This window comes from Stenotrophomonas sp. IS26, from assembly GCF_054188265.1.
Genome location: NZ_JBSZJV010000011.1, coordinates 24611 through 40714, shown reverse-complemented (window position 1 = coordinate 40714; position 16104 = coordinate 24611). Strand labels below are relative to the sequence as shown.

At 66.7% G+C, this 16104-nt stretch carries 14 protein-coding genes; 7 read left to right on the top strand and 7 right to left on the bottom strand.

What is annotated here, in order from left to right; translation table 11 throughout:
- Nucleotides 1-12: 12 nt before the first annotated feature.
- From ACW6W5_RS11275 to ACW6W5_RS11260, 4 genes are read right to left on the bottom strand one after another with little or no spacing between them, the layout of a single operon-like run.
- Nucleotides 13-768, bottom strand: coding sequence for an SDR family NAD(P)-dependent oxidoreductase (locus ACW6W5_RS11275; RefSeq protein ID WP_019185567.1), 756 nt, complete (start codon nucleotides 766-768; stop codon nucleotides 13-15).
- 43 nt (nucleotides 769-811) lie between these two features.
- Entirely contained in the window at nucleotides 812-2104 is a 1293-nt protein-coding gene (locus ACW6W5_RS11270) for an MFS transporter (protein ID WP_121044130.1), read from the bottom strand.
- The gene (locus ACW6W5_RS11265) at nucleotides 2101-4341 is read right to left on the bottom strand and encodes an oligoalginate lyase (protein ID WP_226956644.1); all 2241 of its coding nucleotides are present in this window, start codon (nucleotides 4339-4341) and stop codon (nucleotides 2101-2103) included. The genes ACW6W5_RS11270 and ACW6W5_RS11265 overlap by 4 nt, the downstream gene beginning before the upstream one ends.
- The gene (locus ACW6W5_RS11260) at nucleotides 4338-6521 is read right to left on the bottom strand and encodes a polysaccharide lyase 6 family protein (RefSeq protein ID WP_226956643.1); all 2184 of its coding nucleotides are present in this window, start codon (nucleotides 6519-6521) and stop codon (nucleotides 4338-4340) included. The genes ACW6W5_RS11265 and ACW6W5_RS11260 overlap by 4 nt, the downstream gene beginning before the upstream one ends.
- A gap of 323 nt (nucleotides 6522-6844) precedes the next feature.
- On the opposite strand from ACW6W5_RS11260, the gene ACW6W5_RS11255 reads away from it, so the two are divergent.
- Nucleotides 6845-9736, top strand: a complete 2892-nt coding sequence (locus tag ACW6W5_RS11255; RefSeq protein ID WP_152152872.1) for a TonB-dependent receptor — start codon at nucleotides 6845-6847, stop codon at nucleotides 9734-9736.
- An 89-nt stretch (nucleotides 9737-9825) separates the two neighbouring features.
- On the top strand, nucleotides 9826-10569 hold the full coding sequence (locus ACW6W5_RS11250) for a FadR/GntR family transcriptional regulator (RefSeq protein WP_152152870.1): 744 nt from the start codon (nucleotides 9826-9828) through the stop codon (nucleotides 10567-10569).
- A gap of 21 nt (nucleotides 10570-10590) precedes the next feature.
- Here the strand turns inward: ACW6W5_RS11250 and ACW6W5_RS11245 are convergent, their stop codons facing one another.
- Nucleotides 10591-10980, bottom strand: a complete 390-nt coding sequence (locus ACW6W5_RS11245; RefSeq protein WP_121044117.1) for a DUF6165 family protein — start codon at nucleotides 10978-10980, stop codon at nucleotides 10591-10593.
- 235 nt (nucleotides 10981-11215) lie between these two features.
- Between ACW6W5_RS11245 and ACW6W5_RS11240 the strand changes: the two genes are divergently transcribed.
- Nucleotides 11216-11854, top strand: coding sequence for a TorF family putative porin (locus ACW6W5_RS11240; RefSeq protein ID WP_121044508.1), 639 nt, complete (start codon nucleotides 11216-11218; stop codon nucleotides 11852-11854).
- 72 nt (nucleotides 11855-11926) lie between these two features.
- Here ACW6W5_RS11240 and ACW6W5_RS11235 read toward each other — a convergent pair whose 3' ends face one another.
- Nucleotides 11927-13108, bottom strand: a complete 1182-nt coding sequence (locus tag ACW6W5_RS11235; protein WP_121044113.1) for an MFS transporter — start codon at nucleotides 13106-13108, stop codon at nucleotides 11927-11929.
- A 99-nt stretch (nucleotides 13109-13207) separates the two neighbouring features.
- Between ACW6W5_RS11235 and ACW6W5_RS11230 the strand changes: the two genes are divergently transcribed.
- Both ACW6W5_RS11230 and ACW6W5_RS11225 read left to right on the top strand, forming a co-directional pair.
- Nucleotides 13208-13378, top strand: coding sequence for a LysR family transcriptional regulator (locus tag ACW6W5_RS11230; protein ID WP_226956642.1), 171 nt, complete (start codon nucleotides 13208-13210; stop codon nucleotides 13376-13378).
- Nucleotides 13379-13398: 20 nt separating this feature from the next.
- Entirely contained in the window at nucleotides 13399-14142 is a 744-nt protein-coding gene (locus tag ACW6W5_RS11225; protein WP_226956641.1) for a LysR substrate-binding domain-containing protein, read from the top strand.
- Here the strand turns inward: ACW6W5_RS11225 and ACW6W5_RS11220 are convergent.
- Nucleotides 14108-14578 (bottom strand): YehS family protein, encoded by a 471-nt coding sequence (locus tag ACW6W5_RS11220; protein ID WP_152152868.1) that lies wholly within the window; start codon nucleotides 14576-14578, stop codon nucleotides 14108-14110. The two genes, ACW6W5_RS11225 and ACW6W5_RS11220, sit on opposite strands and share 35 nt — an antisense overlap.
- Before the next feature lie 157 nt (nucleotides 14579-14735).
- Here ACW6W5_RS11220 and ACW6W5_RS11215 point away from each other — a divergent pair, with 157 nt between their 5' ends.
- Both ACW6W5_RS11215 and ACW6W5_RS11210 read left to right on the top strand, forming a co-directional pair.
- Entirely contained in the window at nucleotides 14736-15221 is a 486-nt protein-coding gene (locus ACW6W5_RS11215; RefSeq protein WP_226956640.1) for a hypothetical protein, read from the top strand.
- 97 nt (nucleotides 15222-15318) lie between these two features.
- Entirely contained in the window at nucleotides 15319-16068 is a 750-nt protein-coding gene (locus tag ACW6W5_RS11210; RefSeq protein WP_121044105.1) for an SDR family NAD(P)-dependent oxidoreductase, read from the top strand.
- The last annotated feature ends 36 nt before the right edge of the window (nucleotides 16069-16104 follow it).

The following is a 16104-nucleotide window of genomic DNA, read 5'->3' as shown; positions in this document are numbered from 1 at the left end:
TCAGCGGGTCAATCAGGAGAAGTAGGTGCCGCCGTTGACGTCGACGTTGGCACCGGTGATGAAACCGGCCGCATCCGAGGCCAGGTACACCGCGGTATCGGCGGCTTCCTGCGGTCGGCCCTGGCGGCGCAGCGGGGTGTTGCCGGCCACGGCGGTGCGCACTTCCGGCTTGGTGAATTCGTCATGGAAGCGGGTGGCGATCATGCCGCAGCACAGTGCGTTGACACGGATGCCGCGCGGGCCCAGTTCCTTGGCCATGGCGCGGGTGAAAGTCATCACAGCAGCCTTGGCTGTGGCGTAGATCGCCGCGCCCGGGCCACCGCCATCGCGCCCAGCCTGCGAGGCGAAGTTCACGATCGCGCCGCCTTCGGGCATGTGCGGCACCACCGCATGCGTGGTCAGGTAGACCGAGCTCATGTTGAGGTCCATCACCTTATGGAAGAACGCCTCATCGATCTCGGCCAGCGGACGGCGCTGGACCATGCCACCGGCGACGTTCACCAGCACGTCGATCTGCGGGCCGAACGCGGCCTGGGTCGCAGCGACCATGGCCGCCACGGCCTTGGCATCGGTGACATCGGCGCGATGCACGATCGCGGTGCCGCCGGCGGCTTCGACCTGCTTGAGGGTCTCCTGCGCACTGGCTTCGTCGTTGGCGTAGTTGATGCAGACCTTGGCACCGGCCGCGGCCAGCTTGAGCGAGATCTCGCGGCCGATGTCACGGCCGCCACCGGTGACGATCGCCACCTTGTCCTTGAATTGGGTCATGAAACACTCCTGTGATGCGTTGGGGGAAAGGGAAGAAGCGGGCTCAGCGGCGCTCGACCGGGCCGTGGAGTTTTTCCACGCGACCGGTGACCAGCCACAGCGCCAGCAGGGAGGCCGGCACCAGGGCGGCCACCAGGATGAAAATGGGTGCGTAGGATTCGTGGGTCATCGCCGGCACCAGCCAGGTGGTGATCAGCGTGCCGGCCACCGCGGCCATGCCGCCCAGGCCGGCGACCGAGCCGACCGATTTGCCGCTGAAGATGTCGCCGGGCAGGGTCTGGATGTTGCCGATGGCGATCTGGAAGCCGAACAGTACGAAGGCGATGGTCACCACGGCCCAGACCGGATCGGTGGCCAGCACCGCGCCCAGCAGCGCCGGGGCCATGATCGCGCCGCCCAGGGTGATCACCACCTTGCGGGCCTTGTCCACGCTCCAGCCCGCACCGATCAGTCGGCCGGACAACCAGCCGCCGCCGAGGCTGCCGATCATCGCGCCGACATACGGCACCCAGGCGAAGATGCCGATCTGCTTGATGTCGAAACCGAAGGTATCGGCCAGGTAGAGCGGCAGCCAGGACACGAACAGCCACCAGATCGGGTCCAGGAAGAACCGCGAGATCAGGATGCCCCAGGTCTGCCGATGGCCCAGCAGCTGGCGCATGCTGGGCACGTACTCGGGGACCGGCACGGCTGGTTGTTCGGTGGGTGCATCCAGGATCAACGCGCGCTCGGCCGCGCTCACCCACGGGTGCTTGTCCGGGCCTGCGCGGTAGATGATCAGCCACGGCAGCAGCCAGATGAAGCCGATCGCACCGATCAGGATGAAGGTGCCGCGCCAGCCCAGCCACAGGAACAGCACGGCGATCAGCGGTGCCGACACGATCGCGCCGATCGACGCGCCGGCATTGAACACGCCCTGTGCCAGCGCACGCTCACGCGCCGGGAACCACTCGGCATTGGCCTTGACCGCACCCGGCCACGCGCCAGCTTCGCTGATGCCGAGCATGGCGCGCACGATGCTGAAGGACAGGATGGAATGGGTGACCGAGTGCAGCGCGATCGAGATCGACCACACCGCGATCGACAGCGCGAAGCCCAGGCGCGTACCGATGATGTCGAACAGGCGGCCGAACACGAACTGGCCGGCGGCATAGAACAGCATGAACACCGTGACCAGCAGCGCGTAGTCTTCCTTGGTCGCACCGACGTCCTTGGAAATCTGCGGCCACATCACGGCCAACGCGTTGCGGTCGATGTAGTTGATCACCGTGGCAATGGCGATCAGCGCCACGATCAGCCAACGGACATAGGTGCGGGCCTGCGTGGTGACCTTCATTTGCCGTCCTTGCCGGTACGGGTGCCGGTATCGAAGCGCTTCCAGCCACCGTCCCAGCGCCAGCTGTGTCCGCCGCCGCTCACTTCATGCGATCCGCCCTTGGCCGGATCATCGGCGATGCCCACGGCGAGCTGCTTGCCGCCGGCCAGGTCGAGCACCAGCACGTCTGCATCCTTGCCGCGGTAGTGGGTGAGGCGGTCGATGCGGCTGTTGGCGCCCCGCACGGTTTCGGCGGTGCCGTCGTACTGGCCGTGCGGTTCGAGCACGCCGTAGAACGTGGTGGCGGCCTGGCCATCCACCCGCTGCAGCAGCATCGGCTCACGGCGCAGGTTGAACGAGGGATCATTCGCGCCGCTCTCGCCGATCAACGCACGCGAGGGCGCGGTGCTGGCGAACCGGTAGGTATAGAAGCGGCCGTCCAGCAGCCAGGTCAGGCTGCGTGCGTCGCGGGTCGGCTCGCTGGCCGCATCGATCCACACATGCTGGTAGCCGTTGGCCTTGCCCAGCACCGGACGTGCGGCGACCGCGGACTGCGTCTTGAAGCCCACGTCCATGATGTGGCCATTGAAGTGCAGCGGCAGGTCATAGCGCGCGGCCTTGCTGCCGGTGACGCGCAGCAGATCCAGCACCACAGGCTCGCCCAGCGAGGGGTGCGAGAGCAGTGCCTGGGTACGGGTGAAGCTGACCCCGTCATAGGCGCCTTCCATCCGTGCCGAGGCGATCTGGGTGTCGTCGCTGACCGCGAACAGCAGCGGTGTCGGCGCCAGTGGCTGGCCCTGCTTCCAGTCGCCGCCGAAGTGGCTCTGTTCGTTCACCACCAGCGTGTTGTGCGCGATGGTCTGCCGGGCCCAGCTGCTGTTCTCCGGCAGGTAGATGCCACCGGCCTTGGCTTCGATATTGAGGAAACGCGCGGCGCCGTAATCGGTGACCACACGCTGGCCGTTGTCGTAGAACAACCAGTTGAGCTTGTCGAAGTGACCGTGCCCCATGCCCTGCTTGGTGTTCTTCATCACCAGCGCCTGGCCGTTCTCGCCGCCCATGCGCAGGATCGCCAGTGCGCCTTCGGTGCCGTCCGGGCCATCGCGCAGCAGGGTCGGTACGAAGGCGAACGGCTTGGCCTTGTTGTCTGCCAGTGCCTGGGCCACCTGCAGGCCTTCGGGCGAGAGCAGCACGCGCTTCTGTGTTTTGGCGACGGACAGCAGGCGTGCATCACCGGTCTGCGCGTAGGCGATATCGATGCCGGCCACCAGTTCCTCGGTGTCCAGGCCCTTGTCGAGAATGGCGTCGTTGATCGGGAAGAAGTAGCCGCCGTAGCTGCTCTGCACCAGCGCATCCACGGCCTTGAGCAGCACGCCATCGCGGCGCTTGAAGATGCCGCGTTGCGGTTCGTTGCGCTCGATGGCGTTGGCGAACAGGATGAACGGGGCCAGCGCATAGCGCTGGTAGTACGGGCCTTCTTCGTAATACCCGTCCGGCGAGAACAGCTGATCCACCTGTTTCAGGAAGCCGGCGCTGCCATCGCGTTTGCTGCCCTGCAGGGCCTTGTCGACGTAGCGGGTATCGCGCAGCACGTAGCCGGTCATGCCCACGGCAGCGACCGCCCAGGTGGCGTGGTTGTGGATCTTGTCGAAATTTTCCGGCGTGCCGGACAGGAAATCGGCCATCGCGCGGAACACGTTGTCGTCGATCGTCTTGCGATCCGCGTCACTGAGCGTGTCGCGGATCGCGTCGTAGCCCTGCGCCGCGCTGACCAGCCAGACCGAATCGTTGAGGGTCTGCCAGAACAGCCGGCCGGGAATCTGGCCGCGGCCCTGCGGGTGCGCGCCCAGCCCCGGGTAGAGCTTGGCGTAGCCCAGCAGCAGGTCGCGGGCGAAGGTGGCATAGGCCTTGTCACCGGTCAGCCGATACAGCGCGCCGGCGGCCTGGATGGCCTGGTAATTCCGCTTGTGCTGTTCGTGCGTGTAACCGCCGCCTTTGTCCTTGGGCACCGGCACGTCGATGCCGGCCTTCATCATCGCGCGCACGCGCTGTTCGGCACGCTGTTGTTCCTTGGCGAACAGCGGCGAGCGCGCACCCTCGGCACGCATCTGCGTCCACTGCGCGGCGGTGACCAGCACCGGCGCGGTGGCGGCCTCGGCGGGCGCCTGCCGGGCGGCGGGTGCGGCCTGCGCAGCGGGCAACGCGGCCCCGCCAAGGGTGGCGGCGAGCAGCAGCATCAGGGGCGGGGCGTGATTCATGGCAGGGCCTCAACAGGGGTATCAGACAGCAACGGCGCGGTGGCCGTCAGCGGGTTGTCGCCCATGCGCAGGGTCGGTTCCCCGACGCGATGGCTGAAACGGATGCGGCCGCTGCGGTCGAAGCGGTTGCCGCGGATGCTGGCGAACTGCACGCCATGCAGGCGCAGGCTGGTGTCATCGGCCACCCCGGCCTGCTCGAACTGGTTGCCGTGCACCTGCAGCGCCGGACCGAAGGTGCTTTCGTCGGTGCCGCCGCGATACAGGTTCACCACCGGCCCGCCGATGCGGCGGAACGTGGAGTCCAGCAGATCCACCTGCTCAGCGTTGTAGGTGCCCAGATCATCGGTCTCGGCGGCCGCGGCGATCACGCTGCCGGTGATGTCCTCCACCGTGACGTTGGCCAGTGCGATCTGCGCGGCCAGGCTGCCCTTGCCGGTGGCGATCACATCGAAGGCCTTGTTGGCGGTCAGCCCGTGTACGCGGCTGTCCTCGATGCGCAGCGTGTAGTTGAAGGCCTGGCTGCCCGGCGGCACGCGGATCACCGCGTTGCCGGCGGCATCCGGGGCGAGCGCACCATCGATATCCAGCCGCGCCAGGCGCAGCGAACCACGCGCGCCGATCTCGAACAGGCTCGGCCGCGAGAACTGCACGCTGGCCTGGCCATGTGCGGGGCCGACCACGCTGAGCGGATGGTTCACCGCCAGCACCTGGCTCACGGTGTAGCGGCCGCGCTGCAGCTGCAGGCGGTCGCCGGGGGCGCTGGCCGCCACGGCGGCGGTCAGGGTGTCCTCGCCCGGTGCGACCCTGCGCACCGCGCCACTATCCAGTGCGGTGCTGGGCAGTGTCTTGGGGTACCAGTCCACGCCGACCTGGTCGCGGGGAATCGGGGTCAGATCGCGCGGGGCACCGGCATCGATGGCGGCGGTGGGGTAGAGCAGGCCGTTGGCCGCGCGCTGCAGGGACACGGACTGGCCGCTGACACCGCCGGGGAAGCCGGGTGACACGGCAGGGCTCTGCACGTTGCCGGCGAAGGTGATGCCGGAGAGATCGCCCTGCGTACGCAGCAGATCGCGTTTCCCATCGCCGATGAACAGGTTGCCGGCGATGCGGCTGTTCATCGGCATCGCATTGCGCTCTTCATCCAGCCCCGCGCCCAGCAACAACGTTCCGACCTGGATGAAGCTGTTGCGTTCGATCACCGCGTGATCGATCTGCTCGTAGCGGTTCAACGGCGCGTTGTGGGTACCGGCCATCACGCTCAACGCCGCAGCGAAGTTGTCGCCGGCGATGCCTTCGAAGTAATTGTCGCGCACGGTCTGGTTGCGGTTGATCACGCGCACGCCGCCGGTATGCGCCTTGCCATGGCCGAGGAACACATTGCGTTCGACCCGATTGCCGTGGCCGTGGCGCAGCACCAGCGAGCCGCGCGAGTCCTGGAAGACGTTGCCGCGGTACGTGTTGCCGCCGGACTTGTTGGAGACGATCTCCACCTCGCCATCGCACTGCTCGAACCAGTTGTTCTCCACCACGGTGCGCGAGTCGGACTGCGAGTCGTGGCTGGTGCCGATGCGCATCGTCTCGCCGCCGTTGGCGCCCAGGTTGGGGCGCGGGCCGAACCAGTTGTGGTCGATGCGGTGCTGGTTGTCCAGGCCGCTGGTGGCGTTGCGCACCACCACCAGGGTAGTGCCCGCATTGGTCTTGCCGACCAGCTGGTTGTGGTCGAAGCGGTTGTGCTGGCCGTACAGCGCCACCCAGTGATCGGACTGCTGGCGATCCGGCTTGTTGTAGCGGTCGATCACGATCCCGGTCACCCGGCTGTGGTTGGCCCATTCGCTGGCTGACCGCCGGAACGAGATCACTTCACCGCCAGGCGCCCAACCATCCCGGAAGACGAGATGGGACACCTCCAGGTGCTCACCGGCCAGACGCAGCTGGGACTGCCCGCTGAGAATCACCTTGCCGGGCGTCTGCGCCGTCAACTTAATTGGTTGACCAATTTTGCCGGTGCCCCGGAGAAGCAGGTCAACGTCGCGCCAGACGCCGTTCGCCAGGATCACCGTATCGCCGGGGGCGAGGGCGCGTACGGCGGTGGCATAGGCAGCAGCGTCGCGCACCAGATAATCGGCCGCCACGGCAGGGAATGCCGCCAGGGAAAGGCTCAACAGCAGGGCCTTGGCCATGGGACGCCGCGCCAACGGCGCATGCGAGTGTTGCAAAGTCACGGGCTTACCCTCCCAGATGAACCGTGGCGACTGACGCGAGCCACGATCCTAACAGGTTGCCGGGCGCGCACGTCAACCACAATCGCATACCACTTTAGCTGAATGTGGTATGTGCTTTGCGCATTTTTCTGCTGCATCCGCACATTAATTCCATGCAAAGTGGTCTGGACAGTGGTGCGGGGTAGACTTTAGTACCAATTCATTGACATTGGTTCATCAGTCGTGAATCGTCCGGATCGAATCCGTGTAATCGGACGATCCATCCTGGGAGGGAGATCACGATGTTGCATGACCGCCGTACGGCCTCACCACGAGGCCTCCGCCGCACCGCGCTGCACAGCGCGCTGTTCTATGCCCTGTGCGCCACCGCGGCACTGCCGCTGGCCCACGCACAGGATGCCGACGCACCGGCCTCGCCGCCGGGGCAAGCCACCACCCTGGATCAGGTCCAGGTGACCGGCATCCGCAGTACCATCCAGACCTCGATCGACAAGAAGCGCGAGGAGACCGTGGTCTCCGATGTGCTGGCCGCCGACGACATCGGTGATCTGCCGGCGCTCTCGATCGGTGAAGCGATTGAGACGATCACCGGTGCCTCCACCCATCGCGAGAAGGGCGGTGCGTCGGAAATCTCGATCCGTGGCCTGGGCCCGTTCCTCGGTTCGTCCACCTTCAATGGCCGCGAGGCCACCAATGGCAGTGGCGACCGCTCGGTGAACTTCAACCAGTTCCCGTCCGAGTTGATCAACACCGTGGCGATCTACAAGACCCAGCGCGCCGACTTCGTCGAAGGTGGCGTGGCCGGCACGATCAACATGGAGACGGTCAAACCACTGGAGTACGGCAAACGCACGTTCCAGCTCGATGGCCGGGGCACCTGGCAGGACTATGATGACCGCCTGAAGGACAAGGACGGCGTCGGCTGGCGCGGTACCGCCAGCTACATCGACCAGTTCGACATGGGCAACGCCGGCAAGCTCGGTGTCTCCATCGGTGTGCAGGCGCTGGAAGGCAGCAACCCGGAAGAGCTGTTCTCCAGCAGCTCCACCTGGGTGGCCTGCGATGGCCGTGAAGTGGTCGGCGCGACGCGCAACTGCACCCAGGTCAACGGCAACCAGGTCGCCAACGGCGTGCCGTATTACCTGGTGCCCAGCAGCCGCATCTACCGCCAGTTCATCGAGCACGACAAGCGCGATTCGCAGTTCGCCGCGCTGCAGTGGCGGCCCAGCGATACGGTGGAAGTGAACCTGGATTACCAGCACTCCAAGCGTGATTACACCGAAGACCGCTCGGATCTGTCGCTGTCCTCGATGATGCGCAACCTCAACAACCGCGTGGTCACCGACGACGGCGCGCTGCTGCACCACACCGGCAGCACCACGGTCGATTCCACCGGCAATTTCCTGGAGCGCCAGGAGGAATACACCGGCGGCGGGCTCAACGTGATCTTCCGGCCGAGCCCGGCGTGGACGTTGTCCACCGATCTGTCCTACTCCAACACCGAGCGCGATCAGATCGAACGCAGCACCCGCCTGCGCGCCGGTCGCACCGACGTCAACGGTCGGCCGGTCGGCGGCATCAAGAACACCCGTTACGTCGATTACACCTATGACTACAGCGGTGACGTGCCGAGCATCTATCTTGATCCCGCGTTCGATGTGAACAACCCGGACAACTTCACCGATTCGGCGCTGGTGCGTCGTCGCCAGCAGCATCGCGAGCACACCATCCGTGCCGGCCGCTTCGATGCCACGTTCACCCCGGAAAGCGGCTTCTTCACCGCGATCAAGGGCGGCCTGCGCCGCTCCGAGGCGACCTACACCGATTACACCGACACCGTGGATGTGACCACCACCAATGTCGCTGCGATCCGCGCTGCCAACCTGGCCTGCCGCCAAGCCTTCCCGCAGGACGATTTCCTGGCCAATGCCAGCGGCAACACCATCGACCAGTGGGCCAGCTTCGACAGCCGTTGCCTGTTCAAGGCCTTCACCGGCGTGGACGACACCGGCCTGAGCGCGGACCTGCGCAACCCGGCCAATAACGATGTCACCGAGAAAACCAGCGCGCTGTACCTGATGGGCGATTACAGCGCCGAATGGTTTGGCCTGCCGGTGACCGGCAACATCGGCGTGCGCGGCGTGCGGACCGAAGTGCGCTCGGTCGGCCTGCGCAGCGGCCTGGATGTGATCAACAATCCCGACGGCACCGTGACCCTGGAGCCGACCGGCGATTTCACCTCGCAGGTACTCAAATCCAGCAATACCGAATGGCTGCCCAGCTTCAACGCCGCCTTCGAACTTCGCCCGGACCTGCTGCTGCGCGTCGGTGCGTATCGGGCGATGTCGCGCCCGGACCTGGCCGCTGAAGGCTACGGCCGCACCTTCAACCTGGGCGAGGTGGATACCGAGTTCAACAGTGTGGGCGATGCGCTGCGCAGCATCACCGCCACCGGCAACCCGCGCGCCAAGCCGTTGATGTCGTGGAATGGCGATCTCTCGCTGGAGTGGTACGCCAACGAAGACACCATGCTGTCCGGTGCGCTGTACTACAAGCAATTCAACGGCGGCTCGATGCCGGTGATCGTCAACGAGACCTTCGATATCGACGGTCAGAGCGTGACCGTGCCGGTGGAGCAGCTGGCCACCAGCGACCAGAAGAGCGATCTGTTCGGCGTGGAGTTCACCGCCTCGCACAGCTTCTCCTACCTGCCGGGCATCTTCTCCGGGCTGGGCGTGAAGGCCAGCTACAACTACGCCGATTCCAACTTCAAGACCGAAGACCTGCGCCTGGGCGAGTCCACCGACCCCTCGACCGGCGTGGTGACACCGGGCATCGTCGAACCGGCCAACATCTTCGGCCTCTCCAAGCATGTGGCCTCGGCGCAGGTGTACTGGGGCCTGGGCAAGCTCGATCTGCAGGCGATCTACAAGTACCGCTCCGACTATTACCAGCAGTTTGTCGGCGACCCGTCGCAGAACCGCTATGTGCGGGACAATGGCTCGCTGGACTTCCGCGCCACCTACAAAGTGAACAAGCACTTGTCGTTGTCGCTGTCGGCCAGCAACCTCACCGATGAGCCGCGGGTGTCGGATATGCCCATCCTCGGCAGCTTCCGCGAGTACACCACGTACGGGCGGCGGTATTATCTGGGGGTGCGCTACCGCTTCTGAGGTCAGTGGCGCGGTTTTTCCGACCGCGCCGCTCTCTGAAGGCGCGGTCGCCTGTCGGTCCCCAGCCACCTGTCAGCAGGCCTTTGATGATGTCCGAACCCCGTCTTTACCAGTCCATTGCTGCCGAAATCGTCGCGCTGATCGAGAAGGGCGAGTTCCCGCCGGGCTCGCGCCTGCCGGGCGAGCGCGACCTGGCCGAACGCCTGGGCGTGAGCCGGGTGACGGTGCGCGAGGCAGAAATCGCGCTGGAAGCACAGGGCCTGATCACCATCAAGACCGGCTCCGGCGTGTACGTGAAGGCCAAGCCGTCGCAGGCGCCGGGCGCACTGCCCGACGTCTCGGCGTTCGACCTGACCGCGGCACGTGCGGTGATCGAGGCCGAGGCGGCCGCGATGGCGGCCAGCCGCATCACCGATGACGAACTGGAGGACCTGGCCGGCCTGATCGCGGCCATGGTCGACCCGAATTCGGGCGAGGCAGCGGCCAGCGAGGCGGATCGGCAGTTCCACCTGTCGATCGCGCGGATCGCCGGCAACCCGGTGGTGGAGCACTGCGTGCAGCTGATCTGGCGGATGCGCAACGAGCTGCCGCGGGTCAAGCAGGTCTACGCCAACGTCTGCCACAACGACGATGACACCCGCGACGAGGAACACACCCGGATTCTGGATGCACTGCGCCAGCGCGACCCGGCAGCGGCGCGGTCGGCCATGCGCAACCACTTCCAGCGGCTGTTCGAATCGATGCTGGAAGCCACCGAGAATGAAGCGCTGGCTGAAATCCGCCGGCGCACCCAGCAGGACCGCGAACGCTTCATGGCCGCGACCGGGCACTGAGCCCGGCGCGCACCGGCGGGCTTACTCGCCCTGGTACTGCTTTTCTTCGACCAGCTGCGAGCCGGCGATGCGGTTGATCTCGTTCTTCACTTTGACCCGCTCGCCATTGGTGCCATAGACACCGCGCGCCAGCTGGATGAAGGCATCGTCGAACACCTGCGCCGCTTCCTTGTCGCGCAGCTGATCCTGGATCTCCCACATGCGCTCGTTGATTGCCTTGAGCTGCGTCTTCAATGCCTCCAGCCCCGGCTGAGCGCTTACCTGCTGCTGCCACAGCGGCCACAGGCCCTCGAGTTCCTTGCGGACGTTGGCGTTCTTGCCCGCATCGGCGATGCGGTCGGCCTTGATTTCCAGGATGGTGATCTTGTCGATCAGCTCGCCAATCGATACCGGGGTCAGGATCGCGTCCACGCCATTACTCGCAACAGGTCAGAGTGGCCATGATACCGCGCACCCGCGGGCGCCATCCTGACGCAGGATTTACAGAAACGTTGCGCCGATCGCGCGGGTAGGCCATGGCGGCGTTACGGCCCACCTGGGGAGACTATCGCTCTCGACGGCGCGGCCGTCATCTGGAGTGGGACACGTGGTGGATCAACAGTGGAAACAGCGCCTGCGCTGCGGCGTGGTGCTGGTGGGGCTGGTCATGAGCGGGGCGGCCGCGGCCGCGGTGGAAGGCAATGCAGCGCTGACCTCGGATTACATCTGGCGCGGCAGCTCGCAGAGCGACGGCGATCCGGCCGCGCAGGCCGGCGTGAAGCTCAGTACGGCCAACGGCTGGTATGCCTCGGCGTGGGGCTCGGGCGTCTCGTTCCGCCCGGACAACGGCGCGCGCAGCGAATTCGACCTCATCGCCGGCTGGAGCGGTGCGCTGACGCCGGACTGGAGCGTGGACGTCAATCTGACCCGCTACCTTTATCCCTCGACCACGGTCGATCTGGACTGGACCGAGCTCAATGGCACGGTGACCTGGCGGCAACGCGCCTGGCTGCAGGTCGGCGTGTCCGACAACGCGCTGGCCGGCGGCCACGGCGGCACCTATGCGCAGCTCGGCGCGCGTTTGCCGCTGGGCGAGCAGTGGCGTGTCGAGGGCGCGGTGGGCCATTACTGGCTGGACAGCGCGCAGGCCGATGATTACCTGCATGGCCAGCTCAGCGTGGTGTGGCGTGTGCACGGCCCGTGGGAGCTGCGGGTGACCGGGCACGACACCGGCGGCGCCGCGAAACGCCTGTTCCCGGGCAATGCGGGATCGCGCGTCGAGGTCGCGGTACAGACCACCTTCTGAGGCGCGTTCGGGTAGATCCACACCATGCGTGGATCTACCGTTCCCTTGCCTACGTCCCGCGGTGGCGTGGTTTCAAAGCTCCCGCTTTGCCTGCGACACCGCCCAGATGCCCATCGCCACCAGCGCAACGCCCGCACCGGTGAGGCACACGCCGGTCCAGCCGAAGCGATCAAACACCTGCGCCGAGGCCAGTGAGCCCAGCGAGCCGCCGATGAAATACCCGGTCATGTAGCCGGCATTGAGCCGGTTGCGTGCTTCCGGTCGCAGGGCGTACACCACGTTCTGGTTGCTCACGTGCAACAGCTGCGCGGCCAGGTCGAGCACGATCACGCCCAGCACCAGTGCGATCAGCGAGTGCGTGGAGAAGCCCAGCGGCAGCCACGATGCGGCCAGCAGCACCAGCGCCACGGTCGTCGCCAACGCGGCCTTGCCACGGTCGGCCATGCGCCCGGCTACACCGGCGGCCAGCGTGCCGGCTGCACCCACCAGCCCGAACAGGCCGATCGTCGCATCGCTGTAGCCATACGGTTCGGCCGCGAGCAGGAACGCCAATGGCGTCCAGAAGATCGCGAACATCGCAAAGCTCAACGCGCCCAGTACGGTGCGCAGGCGGAACACCGGTTCCTGCGCGAACAGCGTGCCGATCGAGCGCAGCAGCTGCAGATAGCCCAGCCCGGCGGTTTGATGGAAGCGCGGCAGATGCCGATACAGCATGCCCGTGGTCAGCACCAGCGCGGCTGCGGCGATCCAGTACACGGTGCGCCAATCGCCCAGCGAGGACAGCGCCCCGGCCACCGTGCGCGCCAGCAGGATGCCGAGCAGCAGGCCGCTCATTACCGTACCGACCACCTGGCCGCGCTCTTCCGGCCGCGCCAGCGTCGCCGCGAACGGCACCAGCACCTGTGCCACCACCGAGAACAGCCCGGTCAGCGCGGTGCCCACCAGCAGCCAGACGAACTGATGGCTGAGCGCGCTCAGCACCAGCCCCGCCGCCGACAGCAGCGACATCACCACGATCAGCCGGCGCCGTTCGAACAGATCGCCCAGCGGCACCAGCAGGATCAGGCCCGCCGCATAGCTCAGCTGGGCCACGGTCACCACCGTCCCGGCACGCGCGAAGGACACCCCGAACTGCCCGGCGATGGTGTGCAGCAGCGGCTGCGCGTAATAGTTGCTGGCCACGGCGACACCGGTGGCGAAGGCCATCAGCAGGACCTGCCAGCGGCTGAGTGGCGAGGGCACGTCGTGGGTCATGACGGGCTCCAGGAAAGAAGGGGCGCCAGTGTCCGCCCGATCGGCAAATGAGGGAAATGAATAGTTATCATCCAATGCATCTGAAAATGAGATGGCACGATGAACCTCAAGCAACTCGAGTTCGCGGTGGCGCTGGCCGAAGAAGGCAACTTCACCCGTGCCGCCCAGCGCTGCCACGTCGTGCAGTCGGCGCTGAGCCACCAGATCGCCATCTTGAAGACGAACTGCAGGCCACGCTGTTCGAGCGCCTGCCGCGTCAGGTCAGGGTAACGCCCGCCGGTGAAGCACTCTTGACGCACGCACGCCAGGTGCTCGCCTCGCTGCGGCATCTGCGCGATGACGTTGCCGCCGTCGGTGGCCAGGTGCGCGGCATCCTGCACATCGGCCAGATCACCTCGTTGACCGCGGTGGATCTGGTCGCTTGCCTGGCGGCCTTTCACCGGCGCTATCCGCAGGTCGAGTTCCGCCTGCGCATGGACAAGAGCGAAGTGCTGATGGCCGATGTGCGCGAGCGGCGGCTGGATGTGGCGCTGGTCGGGCTGTCGCCGGGCACCCCGATCGAGGGCACCCAGCACCGATTGCTGGCCGAGGAATCGATGGTCGCCGTGCTGCCTCCGGACCACCCTTTGGCGAGGCGTAAACGGCTCTCGCTGGCGACGCTGGCCGAGTTGCCACTGGTGGATTTCGCGCATGGGAGTGGTGCGCGCAGGCAGACCGATGAAGCCTTCGCCGCCGCGGGGCTGCCGCACCGGGTACCGTTCGAGATCAATCACATGGCGCTGGTGGAGCGCTTCGTACAGCAGGGCCTGGCAGTGGGCATCGTGCCGCAGGCCATCGCGGCCGGCTTCAGCGATGTTGCCTGTGTGGCGATCCAGGGCGCACCGACGCGGCGCGTACATGCGGTCTGGTCACACCTGCCCACGCCGGCGGCGCGGGCCTTCATGGAGGCGCTGCTGCAGCACGTGGCCCCGGCACCGGAGCCACGCACCAAGGCCTCACTCAGGCGGCGCGCACGCGCAGGGTCAGGCCCTTGAGGAAATTGCGCAGCATCTGGTCACCGCAGGCGCGGTAGTTCTTGTGGTCCGGCTGGCGGAACAGTGCGGACAGTTCCGGCTTGGAGACCGAGAACCCCGCGGCGTCGAACACGTCGTGCATGTCCACGTCCTTCAGCTGGAAGGCGACGCGCAGCTTCTTCAGCACCAGGTTGTTGGTGATGCGCTTTTCCACCGGGCGCACCGGCTGGCTCTCGTCGCGGCCACGGAAATGCACGATCAGGCCATCCAGGAAATGCGCCAGGGTGCGGTCGTCGCAGGGCACGAAGCCTTCTTCGTCTTCCTTGCGCAGCCAGCCGGCCACATCGGCCTTGTCGACCACGAAGGCCGGATCGGCCAGGGCACAGGTGTCGGCGATCATGCCGTCGCTGAGGTCGAGCATGTAGCGGATGCTGCGCAGTACATCGTTGTTGATCATGGGACGTCCAATACCGCCGGCGCGGCTGCGCGGCTGGCGGCCATTTTACCCCGTGCCGGGCGCGCCGCCGGCTGCGACCGGTGGTCGCTGTCATCTGGCTGCCATGAAAGTGAAGCACAGTGCCGCGATCAGGCATCGACAGGCAGTGGAGCAGGCAATGCGCAGGTGGCAGGTACTCGGGTGTGTGGGCATGTTGCTGGCGGGCCAGGCGGGCGCGCAGGTTCCGTATGTGGCGCTGGAGCAGCGGCTGGATCCGCAGGCGCTGGCCGAGGTCGGGCTGACCCCGGCCCAGCTGCAGACGCTGAACCGCCTGCTGCGCCAGGCCGAGGCCGATGCCCCGGCACCGGTGGCCGCCGCGGCAGGACCTGCCGCAGGCCCGGGTGTGCCGACGCCGGCCCCGATGTTCCCCGGGCTGGACGATGGCCCCATCACCGCCAAGGTCACCGGCCAGGTGAGCGGCTGGGCTCCCGGCACCGTGTTCACCCTCGACAACGGCCAGCAGTGGCAGGTGCTCAAGGGCGAGATGACGCTCAAGACCGCCCGCAGCAACCCCGGGATTGTCGTGGTGCCGGGCATTGCCGGCCGCTGGTTCCTGCAGGTGGATGAAGACCTGCCCAAGGCACGGGTGTTCCGCATCCGCTGACGCGACGCCCCGTAGCGGCAGTCAGCGGAGCAGCGCCCGGCTCTGCACCGGGCGGGCATCGGTGCGAAAATGGTCGGGATCTCCACGGAGTACCTCGATGACCCGTACCGCTCTGATTACCGGCGCCACCTCCGGCTTTGGCGCCGCCGCTGTCCACCGTTTCGCCCAGGCCGGCTGGCGCGTGATCGCCACCGGGCGCCGTGCCGAGCGCCTGCAGCCGCTGGTCGATGCCTACGGTCCCGAGCGCGTGCACGCGGCGGTGTTCGACGTGCGCGACAGCGCGGCAATGGAAGCGGCCCTGGCCGCCCTGCCGGCCGGCTTCGCCGACATCGACCTGCTGGTCAACAACGCCGGCCTGGCCCAGGGCACCGCCCCGGCCCAGAGCGCCTCGCTGGAAGACTGGCGCACCATGATCGACACCAACGTCACCGCCCTGGTGACGCTGACCCATCGCCTGTTGCCACAGCTGGTCGCACGCAAGGGCGCGATCATCAACATCAGCTCGGTCGCCGGCGTGTACCCGTACCCGGGCGGCAACGCCTACGGCGGCACCAAGGCCTTCGTCAGCCAGTTCTCGCTGGGGCTGCGCTCGGACCTGCACGGCAGCGGCGTGCGCGTGACCACGATCGAGCCGGGCATGGCCGAAACCGAGTTCACCGTGGTCCGCACCCATGGCGACCAGGCGGCCTCGGACAAGCTCTACACCGGTGCCAACCCGATGACCGCCGATGACATCGCCGAGCAGATCTTCTGGGTCGCCTCGCTGCCGGCGCACCTGAACATCAATCGCCTCGAAGTGATGCCGGTCAGCCAGTCGTTCGCCGGGTTCCAGGTCGCGCGCGACTGATCCAACCGGACCGCCACCCGGTAGAGCCGACCGTTG

Excerpts from the sequence above, each read along its gene's own strand:
- ACW6W5_RS11275 (WP_019185567.1), bottom strand. The coding sequence starts at position 768 with ATGACCCAATTCAAGGACAAGGTGGCGATCGTCACCGGTGGCGGCCGT.
- ACW6W5_RS11270 (WP_121044130.1), bottom strand. The coding sequence starts at position 2,104 with ATGAAGGTCACCACGCAGGCCCGCACCTATGTCCGTTGGCTGATCGTG.
- ACW6W5_RS11265 (WP_226956644.1), bottom strand. The coding sequence starts at position 4,341 with ATGAATCACGCCCCGCCCCTGATGCTGCTGCTCGCCGCCACCCTTGGC.
- ACW6W5_RS11260 (WP_226956643.1), bottom strand. The coding sequence starts at position 6,521 with ATGGCCAAGGCCCTGCTGTTGAGCCTTTCCCTGGCGGCATTCCCTGCC.
- ACW6W5_RS11255 (WP_152152872.1), top strand. The coding sequence starts at position 6,845 with ATGTTGCATGACCGCCGTACGGCCTCACCACGAGGCCTCCGCCGCACC.
- ACW6W5_RS11250 (WP_152152870.1), top strand. The coding sequence starts at position 9,826 with ATGTCCGAACCCCGTCTTTACCAGTCCATTGCTGCCGAAATCGTCGCG.
- ACW6W5_RS11240 (WP_121044508.1), top strand. The coding sequence starts at position 11,216 with ATGAGCGGGGCGGCCGCGGCCGCGGTGGAAGGCAATGCAGCGCTGACC.
- ACW6W5_RS11235 (WP_121044113.1), bottom strand. The coding sequence starts at position 13,108 with ATGACCCACGACGTGCCCTCGCCACTCAGCCGCTGGCAGGTCCTGCTG.
- ACW6W5_RS11230 (WP_226956642.1), top strand. The coding sequence starts at position 13,208 with ATGAACCTCAAGCAACTCGAGTTCGCGGTGGCGCTGGCCGAAGAAGGC.
- ACW6W5_RS11220 (WP_152152868.1), bottom strand. The coding sequence starts at position 14,578 with ATGATCAACAACGATGTACTGCGCAGCATCCGCTACATGCTCGACCTC.
- ACW6W5_RS11215 (WP_226956640.1), top strand. The coding sequence starts at position 14,736 with ATGCGCAGGTGGCAGGTACTCGGGTGTGTGGGCATGTTGCTGGCGGGC.
- ACW6W5_RS11210 (WP_121044105.1), top strand. The coding sequence starts at position 15,319 with ATGACCCGTACCGCTCTGATTACCGGCGCCACCTCCGGCTTTGGCGCC.